This window comes from Acidovorax sp. GW823-FHT05D11, from assembly GCF_058795695.1.
This window is the reverse complement of record NZ_CM179502.1, coordinates 4,123,818-4,145,553: the sequence shown is the minus strand read 5'-3', so window position 1 is coordinate 4,145,553 and position 21,736 is coordinate 4,123,818. Positions and strand designations below refer to the sequence as shown.

Genomic DNA, 21,736 nt, shown 5'->3' with positions numbered 1-21,736 from the left:
ACGGACCGCGCCGCGCACCATGCGCTTTGACCTCATCACCCTGTTTCCCGAGCTGTTCGCGCCCTTCCTGGCCAGCGGCGTGACCCGGCGCGCCTACGCCAGCGGCCAGGTCGATGTGCGCCTGTGGAACCCGCGGGACCATGCCGACGGCAACTACCGCCGTGTGGACGACCGCCCCTTTGGCGGCGGCCCGGGCATGGTGATGATGGCGGAGCCCCTCGCGCGGTGCCTCTCGGCCATCCGGGCCGAGCGCGGCGAGCTCCAGGGCAGCCAGGCGCCGCTGGTCCTTTTTTCGCCCATTGGCGAGTCGCTCAACCATGCGGCCGTGGAGCGCTGGTCGGCCAGCGCGGGGGCCATCCTGCTGTGCGGGCGCTACGAGGGCATCGACCAGCGATTCATCGACGCCCATGTCGATGTGCAGATGAGCCTGGGCGACTTCGTGCTGTCAGGAGGCGAAATCGCAGCCATGGCCTTACTGGACGCCGTGGCGCGCCTGCAGCCCGGCGTGCTCAATGACGAGGGCAGCCACCAGCTTGACAGCTTCAATCCGGCGCTCGACGGCCTGCTGGACTGCCCCCACTACACGCGCCCCGAGGAATGGGCAGGGCAGCAGGTGCCGGCCGCGCTGATGTCCGGCCACCACGCGCACATCGAGCGCTGGCGGCGCGACCAGCGCCTGGCCATCACGGCCCGGCACCGGCCCGACCTCATCGACGCCGCGCGAAAGGCGGGGCGGCTGGCGCCCGCTGACGAGGCGGTATTGGCCAAGCTCGCCTGAATTGCTATAATCAAAGGCTTTTCGATCCTCTGGCCGGCCGTTTTGACAGGGAGTTCTCCCGCGAAACACTGAGACGTCAATCCCGACGCAGCCATTTTTGGCGCGGACAAGATCGCTAGGAAACTCACATGAACCTGATCCAGACCCTGGAAGCGGAAGAAATCGCCCGCTTGAACAAGACCATCCCCGAATTCGCCCCTGGTGACACCGTCATCGTGAGCGTGAACGTGGTGGAAGGTACCCGCAAGCGCGTGCAGGCCTACGAAGGCGTGGTGATCGCCAAGCGCAATCGCGGCCTGAACAGCGGCTTCACCGTGCGCAAGATCTCCAGCGGCGAAGGCGTGGAACGTACGTTCCAGACCTACAGCCCGCTGATCGCCAGCATCGAAGTCAAGCGCCGTGGCGACGTGCGCCGTGCCAAGCTGTACTACCTGCGTGATCGCAGCGGCAAGTCGGCACGTATCAAGGAAAAGCTGCCTTCGCGCGTCAAGGTTGCAGCCACCGCCGCATAAGGCGCGGGCTCGTCCTGACAAGGCCGCTACAGCATCTGCCTGTAGCGGCTTTTTGTTTTCTGGTCCGTTGAACCCCCTTTCGTGAACCCATCTTCCATCCCTGCCGTTTCGTCGGTCATTGCGCCGCTGTCGAGCCTGCCCGACTTCGACCCCCGCCTCGTGCCGGTGGTGGGGGTGGATGCGCGCCTGCCCGCGGTGCCGGCGGCCGCGCAGACGCCGCAGGCGCTGCGCGCGCGCTTCGCGCACCCGCCCCGCTGGGAGCCCGAGGTGCTGCTGGAGAAGAAGTTCATGAACCGCGAGCCGGCCCACGCGTCGGTCCTGCTCGCCATCGTGCTGCGCGAAGAGCCCATGGTGCTGCTGACCGAGCGCACGGCCCATCTGTCCACACATTCGGGGCAGGTGGCCTTTCCAGGAGGGCGGGCAGACGCTGGCGATGCTTCCCCCGCCGACACGGCCTTGCGCGAAGCGCAGGAAGAGGTGGGGCTCGGCCGCGAGTTCGTGGAAGTGCTCGGAACCCTGCCGACCTATGTCACGGGGTCGTCCTTCATCATCACCCCCGTGGTGGCGCTGGTGCGGCCCGACTGTGTCCTGCAGCCCAATCCCTACGAGGTGGCGGACCTCTTCGAGGTGCCGCTGGATTTCCTGCTGAACCCCGCCAACCACCGGCGCCATGTGTTCGACCGCGATGGCGTGCACCGCGAGTGGTTCTCGATGCCGTACCAGGATGGTGGCAAGAACCACTACATCTGGGGTGCCACGGCGGGCATGCTGCGCAACTTCTACCGCTTCATGATGGCCGAGTGAGGCCTCCCCGGCCGGGGGCTGTCCCCGGTGCGGCGGGGCGGACCTTGCGCGGGAGGGCTGGCCTGGGCCGCGCCAGTTCCGCGGGCTGCGGGTGTGTCGCGCTGTTCATGGTGGATGTATCGCTGAGGTTCGGCGCAAACACGCGCTCCTGCGGCTTGGCGCCAGTATCATTGCCCCCCATGAGTTTCTTCGCCATCCTGTTCGCTCTGCTGATCGAGCAGGCCCGCCCGCTGGCACGCAGCAATCCCATCCATGCAGGTCTGCGTGCGTGGGCCTTGTCCGTCAGCCGCAATTTCGATGCGGGCAAGCCGCACCATGGCTGGGTGGCCTGGGGCCTCGCAGTCGTCGTGCCCGCGCTCCTCACGCTGGCCATCCACTGGCTGTTGCTGTGGGGCCTGGGCTGGCCCTTCGCGGTGCTCTGGAGCGTGGCGGTGCTCTACATCACCCTGGGCTTTCGGCAGTTCAGCCACCATTTCACTGGCATCCGCGATGCGCTGGAAGAGGGCGATGAAGATGGCGCCCGGGAGCGCCTGGCCCACTGGCAGCAGGTGGACGTGGGTGCGCTTCCACGCAGCGAGATCGTGCGCCACGTGATCGAGTACTCGGTGCTGGCGGCCCACCGGCATGTGTTCGGGGTGCTGGCCTGGTTCTCGGTGCTGGCCGCGCTGGGCCTGGGGCCCACGGGTGCCGTGCTGTACCGGCTGGCCGAATTCGTATCGCGCTACTGGCACTACAAGCAGCGCACGGGCGCCCAGCCCGCCAGTGCCTCGCTGCAGCAGGCTTCTGCCCAGGCGTGGACGGCCATCGACTGGCTTCCGGCCCGGCTCACCGCGCTGAGCTTTGCCGTGGTGGGCAGCTTTGAGGAAGCCATCGAGGGCTGGCGATTCCATGCGCAGCGTTTTCCCAATGACAACGACGGCGTGGTGCTGGCGGCGACCGCGGGCGCGATCAATGTGCGCCTGGGGGGCGAGGCGCTGAAGGCGCGCACCGAGCTGCATGCGCCGCAGGGCCTGGAGATCGACGCCGACATGGGCGACAGCGATTCCACGCCGGGCCGGGAGCCCGAGGTGGGCCACCTGCGCAGCGTGGTGGGGCTGGTGTGGCGCTCGGTGGTGGTGTGGATGCTGCTGCTGGCGCTGCTCACGCTGGCGCGTTTGCTGGGGTAGCTGGAAATCCCCCTAGTCGCCTTCGGCGCCTTCCCCCGGAGGGGGCGCACCCGATGGCCATGCAAAGCCAGTTCCACGGGTGCGCTGGCGTGGTGCATGCCATGCGGAGGGCGGTTCGCGTCGATGCCCTCGTATCTCCGGCTCCGACCCGGCCGTCGGCGCTGCGCATACATCGATACTGATCAGCACCGGTCAATACCGCGTATGGCTCAGCTCTTCGAATAAATCGCTATATATTTTGTAGCGTGTAGGGCTGATCCCGCCTGCGGAAGGGCCCAGTTTCACTGCGTCCAGCACGCCGCAGCCCGGCTCGTGCAGGTGGGTGCAGTTGTAGAACTTGCAGTGGGTCGCGTGTTGGGCGATGTCGGGCATGCAGGCGGCCAGCTGCATCGGGGCGATGTGGTGCAGCCCGAATTCCTGGAAACCCGGCGAATCGATGAGGGCCGTGGTGCGGGCCTTGTCCATCCAGTACCAGTGGGTGCTGGTGGTGGTGTGCTTGCCTGAGTTGAGGGCCTGCGAAATTTCGCCGGTCAGCACCGAGGCGCCCGGCACCAGCAGGTTGATGAGGGTGCTCTTGCCCGAGCCCGAGGGCCCCAGCACCAGCGTGGTCTTGCCCTGCAGGTGCTCCATCAGCAGCGCGCGGTCCACATCGCTCGATAGCGCCAGGGACAGCGGCAGCACGCCGTAGTGCTTGCCAGAGCCCATGTGGCGGTAGGGGAGCAGGCGCTCCCAGGCCCGGGCGAAGGGTTCCACCAGGTCGCTCTTGTTGAGCGCGATGAGGGGCGTGATGCCTTCGGCCTCGGCGGCGATCAGCGCGCGGGAGAGCTGGCTTTCCGAGAACACGGGTTCCGCCGCGATGAGGATCAGCACCTGGTCGAGGTTGGCCGCAAACGATTTGGTGCGGATCTCGTCCTGGCGGTAAAAGAGGTTGCGCCGCTCCTGGACCTTTTCGATGGTGCCCTCTTCGCCCTGGCCAGGCGGGGGGGCCTGCCACAGCACATGGTCACCCACCACGGCCTGGCTCTTCTTGCCGCGTGGATGGCAGATGCGGCGTTCGCCGTCGGGCGTCTCCACCATGCAGTGGCGCCCATGGCTGCCCACCACGGTGCCTTCCATGAGCGCGCTGCGTTCAGCCATGGGATGTTGTGTTGGTGGTGGTGCGCGGCGTCATGGGGTCACGCCACCAGGGCATCGAACTGGGTCGCGCATTCGAAATCGGTGGACGAGATGCCGTGCACGTCGTGCGTGTTCAGCCGCACCACGCAGCGGTTGTAGTGCACCGACAGGTCGGGGTGGTGGTCCTGCGCGTTGGCGATGAAGGCCAGTGCATTCACGAACGAGATGGTTTCGTAGTAGTTCGCGAACCGGTAGGTCTTCTCGATGGCCACGTCGGCGCCATCTCCGGTCAGGCTCCAGCCTTCGAGTTTGGCCAGATTTGCTACAACTTCAGTAGCTGTCAGCGCACGGCGGGTCTGCGTGGACCAGTCTTTTTTCTTCAGCATAGTCGTCATGGGTGGGCGGGGGTGTGCATGCGCGCCAGCCGCTCGGTGGCGGGTGGGTGCGAGTAGTAGAACTTCACGTACACCGGGTCGGGGGTGAGCGTGGAGGCATTGTCTTCGTAGAGCTTGAGCAGGGCCGAGGAGAGGTCGGCGCCACTGGCCTGGGCAACGGCATAGGCATCGGCCTGGAACTCGTGGCGGCGCGATTGCCGGGAGAACACGGGCGAGATGAAGAACGTGAACACCGGCACCACCAGCATGAACAGCAGCAACGCCAGCGCATCGTTCGGCGCGGCGGCCATTGCCGGGTCGAAGGAGATGTTGGGGCGCACTCCCAGGCCTGTGTAGAACCAAACCTGGGTGGAGAGCCAGCCGAGCAACGCGAATCCGGCCAGGCTCAGCGCGAACATGGCCACGATGCGCTGGATGATGTGGCGATGCCGGAAGTGCCCGAGCTCATGGGCCAGCACCGCCTCCACCTCGCCCGGCGACAGCTGGCGCAGCAGCGTGTCGTAGAACACCACGCGCTTGGCGGCGCCAAAGCCCGTGAAGTAGGCGTTGGCATGGGCGCTGCGGCGGCTGCCGTCCATCACGAACAGCCCCTTGGCCGAGAAACCGCAGCGCTGCATGAGGGCCGTCACGCGGATCTTGAGGGATTCGTCCTCGAGTGGCTGGAATTTGTTGAACAGCGGTGCGATGAAGGTGGGGTAGACCACCATCAGCAGCAGGTTGAACCCCATCCAGAAGCACCAGGCCCACAGCCACCACAGCGGGCCGGCAGCGCCCATGATCCACAGGATCAGCGCGGCGATCGGAAGGCCGATGGCCGCACCGACCAGCAAGCCCTTGGCGGCATCCGCAAGCCACAGGCGCCAGGTCATCTTGTTGAAACCGAAGCGCTCCTCCACCACGAAGGTCTGGTACAGCGACAGGGGCAGATCGATCAGCCCGCTGATCGCCGCAAACGCCGCCAGCAGCGCCAACTGCTGCCACATGCCGCCTCCGAGTGCGTCCAGCAGGAGCTGATTCAGGGCGTCCAGGCCGCTCAGCAGCGTCCACCCCAGCAGCACGGCGGCGCCCAGCGCCATCTCCAGCAGGCCCAGGCGCCCCTTGGCGATGGTGTAGTCGGCGGCCTTCTGGTGGGCTGCCAGCGCAATGCGCTCGGCAAACGGCGCCGGCACCGCGCCACGGTGGCGGGCCACGTGCCGCATCTGGCGCGTGGCCAGCCAGAGCTTGAGGGCCAGGCCCAGCAGGAGTGCCGCCGCGAAGGCGAACGTCAGCACCGAGGAAGGAGAGAGGGCGTCGGAGGAGGTGGGCATGGTGGTGGGGGGAGTTTAATGGGGAAGCCCCTGGGACTGTGGTTCAAGGGCTGCGGGCCATCGGCGACAATGCGCGCCATGCCAGAAGCCAACCATCCCACCCCCCACGCGCTTGCCAAGTCCGACCAGAACCTCGTCTGGCTCGACTGCGAAATGACCGGCCTGGAGCCCGATACCGACCGTCTGCTCGAAATCGCCGTCATCGTGACCGGCCCCAGCCTGGAGCCGCGCATCGAAGGCCCGGTGTTTGCGATCCACCAGCCTGACGAACTTCTCAACAAGATGGATGCCTGGAACAAGGGCACCCATGGCCGCAGCGGCCTGATCGACAAGGTCAAGGCCTCCACCGTGACCGAAGCGCAGGCCGAGCAGCAGATCATTGCCTTTCTGAGCCAGTATGTTCCCAAGGGCACGGCACCCATGTGCGGCAACAGCATCGGGCAGGACCGGCGCTTTCTGGTGCGCTACATGCCCAAGCTGGAGCGGTTCTTTCACTACCGCAATGTGGACGTGAGCACCCTCAAGGAGCTGGCCAAGCGCTGGAAACCCGAGGCCTACACGAGCTTCAAGAAGGCCCAGAAGCACACGGCCCTGGCCGACGTGCATGAGTCCATCGACGAGCTGGCGCACTACCGCAGGCATCTGCTGTCGGTGTGATCCATTGCGCGCGGCCGGGCCGGGCTGCACCTGTGCGAGACCGGCTTGCGATCCCTTCGAGACCGTGGTCGCGCTGAGGCATGAAGCGTGCTGCAAGGTGAAGGGGCTTGCGGGGAAACCCCTATTCATGCCATAATCAGCGGCTGCGCAGGAAACGGTTCCTCGCAGATTGTGCATCTCCCCTCACACACCGGGCTTGCCAGCCGACTGCTTCGTGCAGTGCAGGACTAGCGAACAACGCCCACCAGCATCCGCCCAGAGCAATGCAGGTTTCGTTTGATGGTTGATGTTTTTTAACCATTGACGAAGCCACTCGCAGGCTGCGCCTGCGATCGTCTTCGTGAGAGAAAAATCATGACCGACACCTCTTTGGTGCAGGGCGAATTCGCGCCTGCAGAAACTTCCTTTGCTGCCGACCTTTCCGTGCAGCCTTCCCCTCTGGACGCCGTGGTGGCCGCCGCTGAAGGCGATGCCGCCGTCACCGCCGAACCCAATGGCTTCGTCGAACTGGGCCTGGCGCCCGAACTGGTGCAAGCCGTGGCTGACCTGGGCTACACCCAGCCCACCAGCGTGCAGCTCAAGGCCATTCCCCTGGCCATGGGCGGTGGCAACGACTCCACCAAGTTCATCGACCTGATGGTCTCGAGCCAGACCGGCTCCGGCAAGACCGCCGCCTTCCTGCTGCCCGTGCTGCACACGCTGATCAACCAGCAAGCCGCCGCCGAAGCCGAGGAACGCGCCGCTTTCGAGCGCGCCGTGGCCGAAGCCGCTGCGCGTGGCGAACCCGCTCCCAAGCGTGCCAAGCGCAAGGACCCCACCAGCTCGCGCAACTTCAAGGCCGCCACCCCGGGCGCCCTGATCCTGTGCCCCACGCGTGAACTGGCCCAGCAGGTGGCGCACGACGCCATCGACTTGGTCAAGCACTGCCGTGGTCTGCGCGTGGCCAACGTGGTGGGCGGCATGCCCTACCAGTTGCAGATCGCCAAGCTGCAGAACGCCGACCTCGTGGTCGCCACCCCCGGCCGCCTGCTGGACCTGCAGCGCTCGATGCAGATCAAGCTCGACAAGGTGCAGTTCCTGGTCGTCGACGAAGCCGACCGCATGCTGGACCTGGGCTTCTCGGACGACCTGGCCGAACTGAACCAGCTGACCGCCCAGCGCAAGCAGACCATGATGTTCAGCGCCACGTTCGCGCCGCGCATCCAGCAACTGGCGATGCGCGTGATGCACGACGGCGGTTCGTCGGTGCAGAAGGTGACCATCGATTCTCCGCAAGAGAAGCACGCCAACATCAAGCAGATGCTGTACTGGGCCGACAACGCCCAGCACAAGCGCAAGCTGCTGGACCACTGGCTGCGCGACACCACGATCAATCAGGCCATCGTTTTCGCCAGCACCCAGGTGGAGTGCGATGGTTTGGCCAACGACCTGCAGCAGGAAGGCTTCTCGGCCGTGGCGCTGCACGGCGCGCTGAGCCAGGGCCTGCGCAACCGCCGCTTGATGGCGTTGCGTGCCGGCCAGGTGCAGATCCTGGTGGCCACCGATGTGGCTGCGCGCGGCATCGACGTGCCCACGATCACCCACGTGTTCAACTTCGGCCTGCCCATGAAGGCCGAGGACTACACCCACCGCATCGGCCGCACCGGCCGTGCGGGCCGCGATGGCCTGGCCATCACGTTTGCCGAGTTCCGCGACCGCCGCAAGATCTACGACATTGAGTCGTACAGCCGCCAGCAGTTCAAGGCCGATGTGATTCCCGGCATGGAGCCTTCGCAACGTGCTCCCCAGGCACCGCGCGGTGGTGACTTTGGTGGCCGTGGCCGCCCCGGTGGCGGTTACGACCGCGACAGCCGTGACCGCAAGTTCGGCGGCCCCGCACGCGGCAACAACGACCGCGGCGGATTTGGTGGTGGCTTTGGCGGCGGATTCGCCGGCCGCGACAGCCAGCGTGCAGCCCCTGCCCGTGGCGGCGAGGGTGGTGGTTTTGGTGCCCGTGATGACCGGGGCTTCGCTCCCCGCCGCGACGGTGACGGCTATGGCCGCAAGCCCGGTTTCGGTGATGCAGGCCGGGGTGGTTTTGCCCCCCGAGGCGACGCTGGCGCGCCCCGTGGCGACTTCGCACCCCGCAAGCCCGGCTTCGCCAAGCCCGCAGGCGGTGGCGGCGGCAAGCCCTTCGTGGCCCATGATGCGCGCAAGCGCCCTGCGCGCCCCGCGCGCTGATTCGGCCGCCCCGTCGTTTCGACGCGAGCCCTGAAAGGCTGGCACCGTAAGGTGCCAGCCTTTTTTTGTTGCCGCCACCTGCCGGGCGCGAGAATATCGAGAGCGGCTCGACAATAATCCCTCCGGGAGGAATCTGCAGTGTCGTCTTCGTTATCGTCGGGTGCGGACTTTGAGCACATGTTCGAGCTGGCCCCTGTGTCCCTCTGGCTGGAGGACTACAGCGCACTCAAGCAGATTCTGGACGGCTGGCGCGCCACCGGAGTCACGGATATCCGTGCCCACCTCGCGCAAGACCCGGCACGGGTGCGGCAATGCAGTGCCGCGCTCCAGGTTCTGAAGGTGAACCGCCGCACGCTGGAGCTGTTCGCTGCCCCGAGCCAGCAGGTGCTCGAGGCGAATCTGGACAAGGTCTTCAGGGATGACATGCACGATGCGGTCTCCCATGAGCTGGCGGCGCTTTGGTCGGGGCAGCTGGAGTTTTCGAACCAGACCGTGAACTACGCGCTCGACGGCCGGCGGCTCGATGTGCAGATCCGCGCGCGCATCCTGCCAGGGTATGAGGACGACTGGAGCCGCGTCCTGCTCTCGCTGGAAGACATCACGGCCCAGATGCGGGGCGCGCGCCAGCTGCGGCGCAGCGAACAATATGCCCGGGATCTGTTCGAGCATTCGCCCGTCTCCCTGTGGGTGGAGGATTTCAGCGCCGTGAAGAACCTGCTCGATGGCGTGCGCGCGCAAGGCATCGACGACTTCAAAACCTTCATCACGGTGCATCCCGAGTTCGTCACGCGCTGCATGCAGGAGATCCGGGTGGTGGATGTCAACCAGCAGACCTTGCGCATGTTCGGAGCATCCAGCAAGGAGATGCTGCTCAACAACATCGGCCGGGTGTTCCGGGGGGAAATGCACGAGTCTTTCGCCGACCAGTTGCTGGATCTGTGGGAGGGCAAGACCTTTCAGCAGCGCGAAGTCGTCAACTACGCCCTGTCGGGCGACGCGGTGCACATCCACATGCAGTTCTCGGTGCTGGCGGACCATTTGGCGGAATGGGGGCTGGTGCTGCTCTCGCTGGTGGACATCACCGCGCGCAAGAAGGCCGAGGCTTACCTGGAGTACCTGGGCAAACATGACGTGCTGACCCAGCTTCGCAACCGGGCCTTCTATGCCGAGGAGCTCAACCGGGTCACGCGCAAGGGGCCCTGGCCCTTGTCCATCATTGCGATCGATCTGAACGGGCTCAAGGCCGTGAACGATGAGCAAGGCCATGCCGCGGGCGATTCGATGCTGCGAAGGGTGGGTGAAGTGCTGGCCAAGGCGGTGGATCCGCCGGCATGCGCAGCGCGCATTGGCGGCGACGAGTTCACCGTGTTGCTGCCGGGCATGGATGAGCGCAGTGCCTTTGCGTTGCAGGACCGCATCCTCTCGATGCTGGACCTGAACAACCAGTTCTATCCGGGACAGCCGATCAGCCTGGCCATGGGGGTCGCGTCGTGTCGATCCGGCGATCAGGTGGAGGCGACGATCAACCGCGCCGACCAGGCCATGTATGCCGAAAAGAACCGCTACTACCAGGACAATGGCCTGGACAGGCGGCACGCCAGCTAGCCGCACCGCGCAAACGCCCGCCCCTGGCTGGATTCAGCCCGTGTGCACCGCGTAGCCGTACAGCCGCTCGGGAGGCACTCTGGCCAGCAGGCTGCGATCCGTGGCCGGGCCCGTGATGGCGTAGGCGGCCTGTGACGTGTCGCGCTGCAGGGTGCTGGTCACGCTCTTGCCTTGGGAGTCCGTCACGGCGGCCACAAGCGGGGTGCGTGCTTCGGCCCCCCGCCGCATCACGACCCCCATTTCTCCGGACGCGAGTTTCACGAAGTCGCCAGGTGGATAGATGCCCAGCACCTTGATGGTCGCCGTGGAGAAGGGGCCCCCCTTGTCATCCCTGAACATCAGCCGGGCGGCGTCCTGGATGGAGAGCGGTTGGCGCAGCTGCCGGGGGCTGATGCGTGCCATGAACAGGTCCGCCATGCGCAATACCTGCGCGGTGTCGCTCACCGATGAGATGCCGTGTGGATAGCCGCTGCCATCCGGCTGCTCGTGGTGTTGCATCACCGCGGCGATCCATTCGGCGTCGGTAACGCCGGCTTTCTCCAGCAGCGCGGCACTCAGGGCAGGGTGTGCGCGGATCTGGGTGCGTTGCCGGTCCAGGGCCGGATAGTCCTGCGCGGCCATCTGGCCCTGCAGCTCGGCGATGCTGGCGTTCATCGTCAGCGCCGCCAGTGCGATCTGCCGGATGCGCACGGCGGCCCAGCCGAGCTGCCGCGCCATCAATATGCCCAGCAGCGCTGTGTAGACCGCATGGCTGTATCCGTAGCGCAGATGCTTCGCATGGTCCTGCCGCACGGCCATGAACAGGCCGATGTCGGGGTCCGCGTCGGCAAGCTCCAGTATCTCGTCCGCCAGTGCTTGGATCGCATCCAGGCTGTCGGAGGTTTCACCCAGGTGCGGCAGCGCCGATTCCAGTGCGTCAATGGCCAGCGCCCAGCGGGTATAGATGCTTTCCAGTGGTTTTGCCGCAGGGGCCGCCAGCGCCTGCACCGCCTTGAATTCTTCGATATCGACAAACATGCCGCGCTCGAGCAGTGCTTCCAGCTGGCTGTCGTTGCGGATCACGTGCCCACGGGCGAGCAGCAGGGTGCAGTCCTGGTTGCGCACATTCCAAGGCAGCGGCACGCCCACCCGTACCTTGGATTCAACCAGTTTCAGCAGCTGCATGGTCGTCCTCCAGTGCCTGAGCCTCCTCGTCCGCTGCGCGAGCACACGGGTTCTGTCGAGAATGAAATTTCGCCCCATTGTTGCAGCATGCGTGGGGTTCCACAAACAGGCGGGTCAGCCTGGCGTGGCGGTCCGTCCAATATCGGGCCAGCGATGGTGCAGGCAGATCCATGCGGCCATGCCCACGCACATCATCAACAGCGAGGCCAGTGCCAGAAAGACGGTGGAATGCATCACCAGCGGCACCACGACCCCTGCCACCAGGCCATTGGCGGTGGAGCCTACAAACGCCTGCATGGACGAGGCCATGCCGCGGCGCTCGGGGTGAAGGTCCAGCACCAGCAAGGTGACCACGGGCACCATCAGGGCCCAGCCAAACGCGAAGACCGCGATCGGCGCGAGTGCCCACGCCGCATGCACCGGGAACAGCAGATTGGCCCCCAGGTTGAGGATGGCCACGGTGAACATGATCACGAAGCCATGGCGTATCTGCCGCTTCGGCGCGATCTTGCCGGCCAGGCGGCCGCTGAGCCAGGCGCCGCCCATGATGCCGGAGATGGTGAGGACGAAGAACCAGAAGAACTGCGTGGGCGCCAGCGCCAGGTGCTCGCCCAGGAAGGCTGGCGCCGCGAGCACATACAGGAACATGCCGTTGAAGGGCACGCCGCTGGCCAGCGCCAGCAGTACGAAGCGTGGGCTGGACCCCAGCTGCCAGTAGCCGCGCATCAGGTGGGGCACGTTGAAGGGCTGGCGCAGCTCGGGCTGCAGGGTTTCGGGCAGCAGGCGGAAGTTGGCGATCCACAGGACCACGCCGACCAGCGTCAGGAACCAGAAGATGCTGTGCCAGCCCGTGTGCACGAACAGCCAGCCGCCCACGATGGGGGCGATGGCCGGGGCCACGCCAAAGTAGATCGTCACCTGGCTCATCACCTGCTGCGCGCGTGCCGGGGGGAACATGTCGCGGATGACCGCGCGCGACACCACGATGCCGGCGCCCGTCGATAGCCCTTGCAGCGCCCTGAATGCAATGAGCTGGCCGATGCTTTGCGACAGCGCGCAGCCCGCGGAGGCCAGCGTGAACATCGCGATGCCGCACAGCACCACGGGGCGCCGGCCAAAGCTGTCCGCCAGTGCGCCATGGAAGAGGTTCATGAACGCAAAACCGAAGAGATAGGCCGACAGGGTCTGCTGCATTTCCACGGGGGTGGCGCCCAGCGCCTGCGCAATGCCGGTGAACGCGGGGATGTAGGTGTCGATGGAGAAAGGCCCCAGCATGCCCAGCACGGCGAGGAGGACGGCCAGGGCCCATTGGGGAGCGCGCCAGAGCGTGTGGGCGTTAGGGTTCATGGATGAATTTCGAAGGGCGGTGGAAGGGGCGTCGTGGGATGGCGGGCGGTGGGGCTGCCGCGGGATCGTCAGGGCCTGGGCCGCCTGGGCAGGAGCTGGCCCCCGGGCGAAAACCGGTACCAGCCCTCCATCCACCCCAGCCCGAAGAGTGAGAGGGTCTGCTCATAGTAGGCCGTGGTGCGCACGGGGCTTGCTGCCAGGCGGTTGCGTTGCGCTTGCAGCGCGGCGCTGTCTCCTTGCGCCTGCAGGAAGGGCAGCATCGCGGCAGAGAAGCCCGACGGGCCTGCCCCGGAGGCTTGTCCACTCCGTACATCGATGGATTCGGGGGGGTGCCCCTGTTCCCGCACGTAGCGGGCCATGGGGGCCAGTGCCGACAGCAGCGCCTTGCGGCCGCTGGCGGCCGGGTGCAGCATGCCGGCCCACAGGTAGACGCGGATCGCGTTGTAGGTGCCCTGGCCTTTTTCCTTGCCCTTTTCGTCGATGAGAAAGCCCTGCCGCGCGTCGTAAATGGCCCAGTCCGGGGCATAGCCTTGGGGGGATGCGCCCACGATGACCTTCTCGGAGCTTTGTACCAACTGCTTCCAGGCGGTCTGCGGGTACAGCGCGCCGAGCCGTTGCATTGCCTGCAAAGGCAGGTAGCTGGGGTTGAGCTTCCATCGGTCGCTGGCTTCCACAAAGCCGCGTGGCGCGGGCAGCAGGCACAGGCCCAGGCCTGGCAGGTCGGCGGTTTCTTCGGCAATGATGCGTGCGGCCAGCCGGGCTCCCAGTGCGTGGTAGCGCGGCACTTGCCACAAGCGGGCCGCCTCACCCAAGGCATAGGCAATCCAGAGGTCCGCGTCCGATGCGGCGTTGCTGTCGAGGATGCCCCAGGTACCGTCAGGCCGGCGGCCCCATAGCCACGCGGGCAAGCGGGCGCCGAGGTCGCCGCCGCTCAGGTTGTTTTCAGTCCAGCGCAGGAGGACATCGAACCCCTTGCGGTCATTGGCCACCAGGGCAAAGAAAATCCCGTATGCCTGGCCTTCGGAGTAGGTACGCCCGCCTTCGCCATCGTCGGAGATCACACGGCCTTCGTCGCTGACGAATTGCGCCTTGAAGCGGTCCCATGCGGGCCACTGGCCGCCGCTGGCCAGGCCCGCGGAGGGACGTGCCTGTCCGTTGGCGCCCCGGAACGCCGTGGGTGCGAGGAAACCCAGCCCCGTGAGCAGGGCCGTCCGCCGTAAGAGCAATGCAGCAGTCATGTCGGGAGAGTTTTCGTTTCGCATACTGTGGTGGAGCGCCTTCTTCTTTCCGCCGTCCTGTCAATGCAGCGCATTGGAGGCACCCGGGGAAGCACGGGCTGCCACGGGCCTGGACAGCGTGGCGGGCGCAAGGGTTGCCTATACTAGCCAAGGAAATCCCGGGCGGGTTCTGGCGGCATTGTTTGCATGCAGGTGCCGTGCCCTTTGGGTGCAAGGCCTGAAGTGCTACAAAATGCAGAGTGCCCTGACCCCGGAAATATAGCCACAAGGCCTTTTCGTGGCCAATTCGCTCAAAGTCGTGGATCAAAATGGAACAACATCTATTGGACCGGGTTGAAGACATCCCGGGAGTCCAGGTCAGGCGACTGCATCCCAGAAAAGACGAGCGCGGAACGCTGACGGAAGTCTTCCGCAACGAGTGGCACCCGGGCAGCCTGCCGTTGCAATGGAACCATGTCAAATCCCGGCCCAACGTCTTGCGGGGGGTTCATGTGCACGTGCGGCACACCGACCATTTGCTGGTGCTGACGGGCACCATGCTGCTGGGCCTGATCGACCTGCGCGAGGGCACCGACCATTTCCGGCAGAGCACGGTGATCGAGCTGACCGGTGCCGAGCCCACCATGGTCAGCATTCCTACGGGGGTCGCGCACGGCTTTTACTTTCCGGAAGCTGCGAACATGCTGTACAGCGTCACCCACTACTGGGATCCCGTGACGGATGAGCTTGGCTGCCGCTGGGATGACCCTGGCCTGGGGCTGGACTGGCCGGTCAGTGCCCCGGTACTGTCCCCAAGGGATCAGGCCGCAACGTCCCTCGACGGATTGCTGGAGGAGTTGCGCGGCAGCAAGGACAAATCATGGTGAGGATAGGACTTCTGGGGTGTGGCCGCTGGGGGCGATTGATTCTGCGTGATCTCAAGCAACTGGGGGCCTACGTGGCGGTGCTGGCGGTGGGAGAGGCCAGCCGAGCCCGTGCATGCGAAGGCAATGCCGACGTGGTGGCATCCTCCCTGGAAGATCTCCCTGAGGTCGACGGGTATGTGGTGGCCGTGCCCACCGCCCAGCACGCCGCCTTCCTTCGCCAACTGGTGCCCTCCGGCAAGCCGGTGTTCTGCGAAAAACCGTTCACGTCCAGCGCTGCGGAGGCAAAGGCCATCGCCCAGCTGGCGGGTGACCGGATCTTCATCATGGACAAGTGGCGCTATCACGGGGGCGTGCTCGCACTGGCCGCGCTGGCGCGGTCCGGAGAACTGGGCCCGGTGCTGGGACTGAAGACCACCCGCCTCGGATGGGGCAATCCCCATGCAGATGTGAGCGCGGACTGGATTCTGCTTCCACATGATCTCAGTATCGCCATCGAAATCCTGGGCGACTTGCCCGAGCCCACCGCGGCCTGGGCGGAAACCAGCGCAGAGGGCCTGGTCGCGCTCTCGGGCGTGCTGGGTCTGAAGGATCGCAGTCACCCGTGGATGCAGTTTGAAATCGGCGTGCGCTCTCCTTCCCATCGGCGGACCATCGAACTGCGCTGTCGTGACGGCATTGCATCGCTCAGCGACGCCTACGACGCCCATGTCGCCGTGCAGCGCACTTCGAGTTGCCTCTCCGACGGACCCGTGCCCGGCACCGAGCTGCGTTCCGTGGACACCGCCATGCCCCTTTTGCGGGAACTGACGGCGTTCCTGGACTATCTTTGCCATCGTGGTCCACCCCCCAAGAGCAGCGCGGCGGAGGGCTTGATGGTGGTGGAGCGCATCGCGTCGCTGCGGGCGCTGGCAGGACTGCCCGAATGAGCGACCCGCTTTTCACGGTCGTGATTCCAACCCACGACCACGCGGACACGCTGTGGCATTCGGTCGCCAGTGTGCAGTGGCAGACCTGCCAGAGCTTTGAAGTGTTCATTGTGGGTGACGGTGCGCCTGAGCGCACCCGCTCCATTGCCCAGTCCTTGGCGGAGCGCGATCCCCGGATTCGCTACTTTGACAACCCCAAGGGGGCGCGGCACGGCGAAGCGCACAGGCACCGGGCCTTGCAGGAGGCGCGAGGCCGTTTTGTCGCCTACCAATCCGATGACGACCTGTGGCTTCCAGACCATCTTGACATCCTGGCGGCGGCACTTGAAGACCATGACCTGGTCCACACCATGCAGATCGACGTATCGCCGGCAGGCGAGACCGCGACATGGCCTTTTGATGCTTTCGAGGATGATCTCCAAATCGACCGCATGCGGAAATCGGCTGGTGGCTTTGGCTTGGCGTCGGGCGCGCACACGCTTCGGGCCTACCGCGCTCTGCCGTTGGGGTGGAGCCCGGCACCCCTTGGCATCCACACAGATATTCACTTTTGGTTGCAAGTGCTTGAACAAGTGGGGGGGCGATACTCGTCGGTGAAGTGGCCGACCGTCCTTCATTTCTCATCGGTCACGCGCAAAACGCTGTCCAATGCTGAAAGAGTGGCCGAATTGGAAGAATGGTGGAAACGCATGCAAACTGCCGAGCAACGGTTGATGTTGCTGAAAAAGGTGTTGTTTCCGGTAAATTTCTATTGCTACGCACAACCCAAGCTACGAGCAGAAATCGAATCACTCAGGGCCAGCCTGTCCTGGCGGATCACGGCACCTTTGCGCGCGCTTGCGCGGCGAATGAAGTAGTACCGACGGAAAGTTGTTGGTTTTCTAACATGGCATGGCCAGCCAGGAAGCTATATAAATTCGACATTCCACCGTATCTCTCGCCCCACGCGCCGGCTCGACTGGATGCAGTTCCCGGTCAATCGACAAAGGGCTTGAGCAGCACTGCCGGGTAATAAATGCGATGGTGGATAGGCTACTGCAAGCCTCGGTCGCCGAGCTCATGGAATCTGTGGAACTTCAGGGAGCTTCGTATCAATGCCTTGCACGGTGTCGGATTGCAGCCCAAGTCCCAATCTGAGATGAGCGCTAGAGCGGTGCTGTTCGAGATGGTCCGGTGATTCGAGCGCGAATGACGGCTTCTTGAGGCAAGCCTCGATCTCCGGTGAGAGGTCAGTAGCCCATGGCGGGCCCTAGCCCCCATCCAAAGTACGACCCCGGCGCACTCGAATTCAAGAGGGGGCGCTGCATGTGCCGGACTATCGTTCCCCGGTGCCCGAAGTCGAGCCCCAAAGGCCATTATTTGCGCGCGCAAATCTTGGCGAGCCCGTGGAGTTGCGAGAAACCCATCCACGGATGGCTCTTCGTTGGGCGCCACGGTTCCGTTCCGTTCGCCAGAGCCATCTCAGCCAAGAGCAAGCCGCGCGTAGCCGATGGACTGCACTCAGCCTTTTAAACCGTTGATAGGCATCAGGGTTTTGATTGATATATGCTGGGCGCCCCGGACATGTATGCAAGCAGGTCTGGGATTTGGCCGGCAGTTGAGTGTATCGATATTCTTTTTCAATATAGGAGTTTTCAATGTGGTCTAAGAAAGCATTGGTCACGGCATTTGCTCTGTCCGGGGCTGTTGTGGGAGCATCCGCTGCTTCTGACAACGGGATCCTTTCCGCAACCGGGGGGACGGCGGGGTTCGATTTTTTCTATCCAAGTGGATTCACAAAGCCAATTCCAACTCCTGGAGCGGCACCTATAAAACTTCAAGGTCGCTTCACATGGGGATCGCCCACTAGCCCAATGAGCGATCATGCAATTGTGGCTTATGTGCAAGGCGCGAATCCCGCGTATATGAACTCTGCACCTATCGGTTTTAAGAGCCCCTTATGGACCTATGGAGCAGGAGCATTTGTCGCCGCGAACGGACTTAATCTGGAGTTATGGTTTAATCCAACGACTGCCACGAACGGCAGCGCGTATGTGTGGAATGCTGCTAATTTGTGTGGGCAGGCGGTGAATACGGCGCCAATAAGTGTATGTGTTGGAAGTACTTATTCGGCTGGCGGCGCGTATGTTGAGCCACTCCCCGCTGATTGGAGTTTCGTGCCTGGTGATCATTATTGGGTGAAAATATCTCTTGCGCCAACCACCGGAGACTGGTTGAACCTTTATGCGGAGTTGATCCACGAAAGTTCAACCTCGGTTAAGGTCGTGCAGCGAGCCCAAATTGGGCTTCAAAAATCTGCTTTCCTGCCTCTGAGCTCTTCCGCCTCCGGGACTTTTGCGCGGGCGCCCGGATCAGGCGCCAACATCACATGGTTTGGTTATGACTATTTCTAGGTGGCCTTTATTCGTACGGCTATCTGATCCTATTCGCTCCTGAAATCCTTGGAAAGGCTCGCACTGCTCGGGCCTCTTTGTTCAGGTTGTTGGTGCAGCTGGTCGTCTTCTGTTGGTGGATGGCGTGTTGCGGCGGTCCATGCGAGACGTGTATGAGCGACCAGAGTTTTGCAACAGGCGTCAACATCGAATGCTGCATCCTGGGTAATGTGCTCAATCGCGCCATGCAGGGAGGCGAGAGGTGGCGCTGTGTGCGGGTCAGGACATGTTGCGTCAGTTGAATTGCGACGGTGAGATTGACTTGGTCGTTGTGGATGGATGGGGTGGTTAGAAAAATGCCTTGGCTCTCATCGTGGATGGAGTGCTATTGGAAGTAAAAAGAAAGAGATTGTAAAAAATCCAGGATAGTGCATTTTTTTCACTACGATCACACTCGGTCTATAGGGATTGCTATTTTATTATCGAGAGGATTGAATATGAAGAGAATGTCTGGTGCATTTTTTGCGGTTAACTTTGCTATTGCTGCACTTTTGAGCTCAGGTAGTGCCTTTTCTTATGAACGCCAACAAGTTGGCAGTCCTGCTCAGTGCTCTATTGAGTTCAATGGGGATAGCATCTTGCATGGATTTGGGTATGATTCTGGAGGGACTCTATATACAACCCCTGCGACCTGGCTTAGAAATTATGGTTATACGGTGAATCCAAATAATGCTATAAATGGGCAGAGTACATTTCAGTTGGCTCGAAACGGCGGATTTTATGGTGTCCCGCATAGCTTAATCGTTGTAATTCAAACGGGCATAAATGATCTCAGAAAAGAGTATGAGGCTGGCCCTTTTGGTACGCCTACGGTGCAAGGGGTGAAACAGGATTATCGTCAAATGGTTGACTATGTCAGGTCGATCAATAGAATTCCGGTCATTTCTGGAATTACTGACTTGCAATATCCGCAAGTTCTTCAGTATTTCACTCAAAGTCAATATGACACGGTAGTGGCGATTCAGCAGGCGGTTCGTGAGGTTGCTGTTGAAAAGAATGTTCACTATGCAAGCTTTGACACGAATCCTCTTGGGTGGACAGACACAGTTCACCTTGATCAGGCAAGTAGTAATGGCATTGCTGAAAATCTTCGGTATGTGGCGGCCTATATTTGCATGTTGCCTTACTAAGAATGCCGTACATAGTGCAGACGGCGAAGGGTGCCCGAGCACGGAGTGCGATAGCACTCTGACCAGTGCGTTTGGCTAAAACGGTACTCGCGGCACGATGACATCGGGGGTGGGCTTATCTCGTTGGGAAGATCGGAGGTTGGATTTAACGCGGTGGTGCCTGTTGTCGTACTCGCTGCCACAGCGGCGCTGCATCCTTGAAGTACAGTGCGCGGAGCCGCGATGGCTGGGGTGGGCTCGAGTTGGTCTTGTATTGGGAAGTCGCCAAACACCCAATCGACTCAGGATGTCCAACCGGATGAACCTCCATAGGCACGCCCGACTTACCTTTGCCCGCCGAATCGAGATGCTCAAGCAGATGACGCAGGGGGGCTGGGGTGCCGTGTGAGCGGCAACCATGTATGGCCTGACTGCACCAACAGCCAGGAAGTGGCTCGGTCACTACCGGGCCGGTGGCGAAGTCGCCTTGGCCGATGGGCGCAAAGCTCCTGGTGCCTTGCTGCATTTCGACACCAAGGAGCTCGGGTGCATGGTGCGGCCCAGCCACCGCGTCACCGGCAATCGAAAAGACGCTATTGACGGTGCAAGCTGAGAGGCGCTGTTCGTGGCCATCGATGGCCACGCGAAGCTGGTGTTCACCGCCATTCACCCGCACGAAAAGCAGGTACATGCGGGACCATTTCTGCGCAATGCGGTGACCTGCTACGTCCGATTGGGCATCACCGTGAAGCGCCTGCTGACGGACAGAGGGTTGGCGTTCTGCTCGCGTGACTTCCGAGCGGCATGCGTCGACCTGGGTATCAAGCACGGCTTCACGCGGCCCTGCCGGCCGCAGACCAATGGCAAAGCCATGGATCCGGGTCGACCGCCTCAAGCCACAAAGTGGATGATGGAATCCGTTGATCTACCCGGCTCCCGTGTTGGGAATGAATGAAAAAAGCCGCTACAACTTGATAGCTGTAGCGGCTTTTTTAGTTTGGTGGGTCCTGAGTGACTCGAACACTCGACCTACGGATTAAGAGTCCGCTGCTCTACCAACTGAGCTAAGAACCCAAACTTGTTAATCTGTCTGCATTGCTGCAGAGCCTCGAATTATGCACCAATTTTCTGCGAGTTGGCAAGCGCCGCAAAAAATTATTGCATCGCATTGCGGCTTGCGAGTTCCACAAAAAGGCCGCTGTGGTCCAGTTCACCCAGGCCATGCTCGACGCCTTCGGCATAGAGGGTCTCGAAGAGGGCCGTGATGGGGGCATCGAAGCCGATCTCGCCGGCGGTGGCCAGGGCGTTGCGCATGTCCTTGAGCTGCACCGCCATGCGGCCGCGCGGGGCAAAGTCGCGCTCCACCATGCGCTGGCCGTGCAGTTGCAGGATGCGGCTGTCGGCGAAGCCTCCCTGGATGGCCTCGCGCACCTTGGCCATGTCGGCCCCGCCCTTGGCGGCGAACAGCAGCGCCTCCGCCACCGCGCCAATGGTGATGCCCACGATCATCTGGTTGGCCAGCTTGGTGAGCTGGCCAGCGCCATGCGGTCCGACGTGGGTGGCGCGGCCGCAGGCGGCGAAGAGAGGCTGGGCCCGCGCAAAATCCTCGGGGCGACCGCCGACCAGGATGGCGAGCGTGCCGTTTTCCGCACCCACGGTTCCGCCAGACACCGGCGCATCCAGGTGGGACAGCCCCATTTCTCCCAGGCGAGCGGCGTGGTCCCGGGCCTCGCGGGGCTGGATGGAGGCCATGTCGATGAACAGCGCGCCCTTGCGCATGGCCTTGGCCGCGCCGGCCTCGAAAAGCACCTGGCCGACCACGGGGCCGTTTTCAAGCAGGCTGACCACCACGTCGGCGTTCTGGACGGCATCGGCGGCCAGGGAATGCACGGTGATGCCGGATGCAGCCAGGGGCTCCGCCTTGGCGCGGGTGCGGTTCCATGCGTGCACCTGATGTCCAGCGTCCTTCAGGCGCCGCGCGATGGGCAGGCCCATCATTCCGATGCCGAGGACTGCAATGCGAAGCGGTGTGGTGGTCATGGCGTCATTCACCCAGGAAGGTTGTCTCTCTGTGCATCATGTGCCTTTTTGGTG

The 21,736-nt window shown here is 63.5% G+C and carries 19 protein-coding genes, 1 tRNA gene and 1 pseudogene; 13 read left to right on the top strand and 8 right to left on the bottom strand.

What is annotated here, in order from left to right; genetic code table 11:
- Positions 1–19: 19 nt before the first annotated feature.
- From trmD to AC3RCE_RS19055, 4 genes are all read left to right on the top strand, one after another.
- Positions 20–778 (top strand): tRNA (guanosine(37)-N1)-methyltransferase TrmD, encoded by a 759-nt coding sequence (gene trmD, locus AC3RCE_RS19070; RefSeq protein WP_218340024.1) that lies wholly within the window; start codon positions 20–22, stop codon positions 776–778.
- Positions 779–906: 128 nt separating this feature from the next.
- Entirely contained in the window at positions 907–1,290 is a 384-nt protein-coding gene (rplS, locus tag AC3RCE_RS19065; RefSeq protein ID WP_218295714.1) for a 50S ribosomal protein L19, read from the top strand.
- A gap of 81 nt (positions 1,291–1,371) precedes the next feature.
- The gene (locus AC3RCE_RS19060) at positions 1,372–2,094 is read left to right on the top strand and encodes a CoA pyrophosphatase (protein ID WP_492253699.1); all 723 of its coding nucleotides are present in this window, start codon (positions 1,372–1,374) and stop codon (positions 2,092–2,094) included.
- 179 nt (positions 2,095–2,273) lie between these two features.
- Complete coding sequence (locus tag AC3RCE_RS19055) at positions 2,274–3,260, top strand: CobD/CbiB family protein (RefSeq protein WP_218295712.1); 987 nt, start codon at positions 2,274–2,276, stop codon at positions 3,258–3,260.
- A 192-nt stretch (positions 3,261–3,452) separates the two neighbouring features.
- Here the strand turns inward: AC3RCE_RS19055 and rsgA are convergent, their stop codons facing one another.
- From rsgA to AC3RCE_RS19040, 3 genes are read right to left on the bottom strand one after another with little or no spacing between them, the layout of a single operon-like run.
- A complete protein-coding gene (gene rsgA, locus AC3RCE_RS19050) occupies positions 3,453–4,397 on the bottom strand; it encodes a ribosome small subunit-dependent GTPase A (RefSeq protein WP_492253698.1) in 945 nt (314 codons plus the stop codon).
- 38 nt (positions 4,398–4,435) lie between these two features.
- Positions 4,436–4,771: a 4a-hydroxytetrahydrobiopterin dehydratase gene (locus AC3RCE_RS19045; protein WP_218295710.1), complete on the bottom strand. Its 336-nt coding sequence runs from the start codon at positions 4,769–4,771 to the stop codon at positions 4,436–4,438.
- Positions 4,768–6,078 carry a M48 family metallopeptidase gene (locus tag AC3RCE_RS19040; protein WP_492253697.1) on the bottom strand — a complete coding sequence of 437 codons (1,311 nt, stop codon included), beginning with the start codon at positions 6,076–6,078 and terminating at the stop codon, positions 4,768–4,770. The genes AC3RCE_RS19045 and AC3RCE_RS19040 overlap by 4 nt, the downstream gene beginning before the upstream one ends.
- A gap of 78 nt (positions 6,079–6,156) precedes the next feature.
- Here AC3RCE_RS19040 and orn point away from each other — a divergent pair, with 78 nt between their 5' ends.
- The 3 genes from orn (at position 6,157) to AC3RCE_RS19025 (ending at position 10,560) form a co-directional block, all read left to right on the top strand.
- Positions 6,157–6,735, top strand: a complete 579-nt coding sequence (gene orn / locus AC3RCE_RS19035) for an oligoribonuclease (RefSeq protein ID WP_492253696.1) — start codon at positions 6,157–6,159, stop codon at positions 6,733–6,735.
- A 354-nt stretch (positions 6,736–7,089) separates the two neighbouring features.
- Entirely contained in the window at positions 7,090–8,955 is a 1,866-nt protein-coding gene (locus AC3RCE_RS19030) for a DEAD/DEAH box helicase (protein WP_218295707.1), read from the top strand.
- Positions 8,956–9,132: 177 nt separating this feature from the next.
- The gene (locus tag AC3RCE_RS19025) at positions 9,133–10,560 is read left to right on the top strand and encodes a sensor domain-containing diguanylate cyclase (protein ID WP_492255411.1); all 1,428 of its coding nucleotides are present in this window, start codon (positions 9,133–9,135) and stop codon (positions 10,558–10,560) included.
- 33 nt (positions 10,561–10,593) lie between these two features.
- Here AC3RCE_RS19025 and AC3RCE_RS19020 read toward each other — a convergent pair whose 3' ends face one another.
- The 3 genes from AC3RCE_RS19020 to bcsZ all read right to left on the bottom strand — a co-directional run bounded on the left by AC3RCE_RS19020 (position 10,594) and on the right by bcsZ (position 14,309).
- Positions 10,594–11,724: an HD-GYP domain-containing protein gene (locus AC3RCE_RS19020; protein ID WP_218340028.1), complete on the bottom strand. Its 1,131-nt coding sequence runs from the start codon at positions 11,722–11,724 to the stop codon at positions 10,594–10,596.
- A 114-nt stretch (positions 11,725–11,838) separates the two neighbouring features.
- Positions 11,839–13,071, bottom strand: coding sequence for a multidrug effflux MFS transporter (locus tag AC3RCE_RS19015; RefSeq protein ID WP_492253695.1), 1,233 nt, complete (start codon positions 13,069–13,071; stop codon positions 11,839–11,841).
- Positions 13,072–13,139: 68 nt separating this feature from the next.
- Positions 13,140–14,309: a cellulose synthase complex periplasmic endoglucanase BcsZ gene (gene bcsZ / locus AC3RCE_RS19010; protein WP_492253694.1), complete on the bottom strand. Its 1,170-nt coding sequence runs from the start codon at positions 14,307–14,309 to the stop codon at positions 13,140–13,142.
- Positions 14,310–14,617: 308 nt separating this feature from the next.
- Between bcsZ and AC3RCE_RS19005 the strand changes: the two genes are divergently transcribed.
- The 6 genes and pseudogenes from AC3RCE_RS19005 to AC3RCE_RS18980 form a co-directional block, all read left to right on the top strand.
- Positions 14,618–15,175: a dTDP-4-dehydrorhamnose 3,5-epimerase family protein gene (locus AC3RCE_RS19005; protein ID WP_492253693.1), complete on the top strand. Its 558-nt coding sequence runs from the start codon at positions 14,618–14,620 to the stop codon at positions 15,173–15,175.
- The gene (locus tag AC3RCE_RS19000) at positions 15,169–16,101 is read left to right on the top strand and encodes a Gfo/Idh/MocA family protein (protein WP_492253692.1); all 933 of its coding nucleotides are present in this window, start codon (positions 15,169–15,171) and stop codon (positions 16,099–16,101) included. The genes AC3RCE_RS19005 and AC3RCE_RS19000 overlap by 7 nt, the downstream gene beginning before the upstream one ends.
- Positions 16,098–16,958, top strand: coding sequence for a glycosyltransferase family 2 protein (locus AC3RCE_RS18995; RefSeq protein WP_218295701.1), 861 nt, complete (start codon positions 16,098–16,100; stop codon positions 16,956–16,958). The genes AC3RCE_RS19000 and AC3RCE_RS18995 overlap by 4 nt, the downstream gene beginning before the upstream one ends.
- A gap of 780 nt (positions 16,959–17,738) precedes the next feature.
- Positions 17,739–18,494, top strand: coding sequence for a hypothetical protein (locus tag AC3RCE_RS18990; RefSeq protein ID WP_492253691.1), 756 nt, complete (start codon positions 17,739–17,741; stop codon positions 18,492–18,494).
- Between the two features lie 476 nt (positions 18,495–18,970).
- Positions 18,971–19,663, top strand: a complete 693-nt coding sequence (locus AC3RCE_RS18985) for an SGNH/GDSL hydrolase family protein (protein WP_218295699.1) — start codon at positions 18,971–18,973, stop codon at positions 19,661–19,663.
- A 298-nt stretch (positions 19,664–19,961) separates the two neighbouring features.
- A pseudogene (locus tag AC3RCE_RS18980) lies at positions 19,962–20,513 on the top strand (DDE-type integrase/transposase/recombinase); the annotation flags it as partial.
- 127 nt (positions 20,514–20,640) lie between these two features.
- On the opposite strand, the gene AC3RCE_RS18975 reads toward AC3RCE_RS18980, so the two are convergent.
- Positions 20,641–20,716: transfer RNA gene (locus tag AC3RCE_RS18975), tRNA-Lys, on the bottom strand.
- 81 nt (positions 20,717–20,797) lie between these two features.
- The gene (locus tag AC3RCE_RS18970) at positions 20,798–21,682 is read right to left on the bottom strand and encodes an NAD(P)-dependent oxidoreductase (protein WP_369643069.1); all 885 of its coding nucleotides are present in this window, start codon (positions 21,680–21,682) and stop codon (positions 20,798–20,800) included.
- Positions 21,683–21,736 lie beyond the last annotated feature (54 nt).

What these genes read in the sequence shown, in the direction of transcription:
- AC3RCE_RS19020 (WP_218340028.1), bottom strand. Translation starts at nt 11,724, where the DNA reads ATGCAGCTGCTGAAACTGGTTGAATCCAAGGTACGGGTGGGCGTGCCG.
- AC3RCE_RS18985 (WP_218295699.1), top strand. Translation starts at nt 18,971, where the DNA reads ATGAAGAGAATGTCTGGTGCATTTTTTGCGGTTAACTTTGCTATTGCT.
- rsgA (WP_492253698.1), bottom strand. Translation starts at nt 4,397, where the DNA reads ATGGCTGAACGCAGCGCGCTCATGGAAGGCACCGTGGTGGGCAGCCAT.
- AC3RCE_RS19000 (WP_492253692.1), top strand. Translation starts at nt 15,169, where the DNA reads ATGGTGAGGATAGGACTTCTGGGGTGTGGCCGCTGGGGGCGATTGATT.
- AC3RCE_RS19040 (WP_492253697.1), bottom strand. Translation starts at nt 6,078, where the DNA reads ATGCCCACCTCCTCCGACGCCCTCTCTCCTTCCTCGGTGCTGACGTTC.
- AC3RCE_RS19005 (WP_492253693.1), top strand. Translation starts at nt 14,618, where the DNA reads ATGGAACAACATCTATTGGACCGGGTTGAAGACATCCCGGGAGTCCAG.
- AC3RCE_RS19030 (WP_218295707.1), top strand. Translation starts at nt 7,090, where the DNA reads ATGACCGACACCTCTTTGGTGCAGGGCGAATTCGCGCCTGCAGAAACT.
- orn (WP_492253696.1), top strand. Translation starts at nt 6,157, where the DNA reads ATGCCAGAAGCCAACCATCCCACCCCCCACGCGCTTGCCAAGTCCGAC.
- AC3RCE_RS19055 (WP_218295712.1), top strand. Translation starts at nt 2,274, where the DNA reads ATGAGTTTCTTCGCCATCCTGTTCGCTCTGCTGATCGAGCAGGCCCGC.
- AC3RCE_RS18990 (WP_492253691.1), top strand. Translation starts at nt 17,739, where the DNA reads ATGTGGTCTAAGAAAGCATTGGTCACGGCATTTGCTCTGTCCGGGGCT.
- AC3RCE_RS19045 (WP_218295710.1), bottom strand. Translation starts at nt 4,771, where the DNA reads ATGACGACTATGCTGAAGAAAAAAGACTGGTCCACGCAGACCCGCCGT.
- AC3RCE_RS19015 (WP_492253695.1), bottom strand. Translation starts at nt 13,071, where the DNA reads ATGAACCCTAACGCCCACACGCTCTGGCGCGCTCCCCAATGGGCCCTG.
- AC3RCE_RS19025 (WP_492255411.1), top strand. Translation starts at nt 9,133, where the DNA reads ATGTTCGAGCTGGCCCCTGTGTCCCTCTGGCTGGAGGACTACAGCGCA.
- AC3RCE_RS18970 (WP_369643069.1), bottom strand. Translation starts at nt 21,682, where the DNA reads ATGACCACCACACCGCTTCGCATTGCAGTCCTCGGCATCGGAATGATG.
- trmD (WP_218340024.1), top strand. Translation starts at nt 20, where the DNA reads ATGCGCTTTGACCTCATCACCCTGTTTCCCGAGCTGTTCGCGCCCTTC.
- rplS (WP_218295714.1), top strand. Translation starts at nt 907, where the DNA reads ATGAACCTGATCCAGACCCTGGAAGCGGAAGAAATCGCCCGCTTGAAC.
- bcsZ (WP_492253694.1), bottom strand. Translation starts at nt 14,309, where the DNA reads ATGACTGCTGCATTGCTCTTACGGCGGACGGCCCTGCTCACGGGGCTG.
- AC3RCE_RS18995 (WP_218295701.1), top strand. Translation starts at nt 16,098, where the DNA reads ATGAGCGACCCGCTTTTCACGGTCGTGATTCCAACCCACGACCACGCG.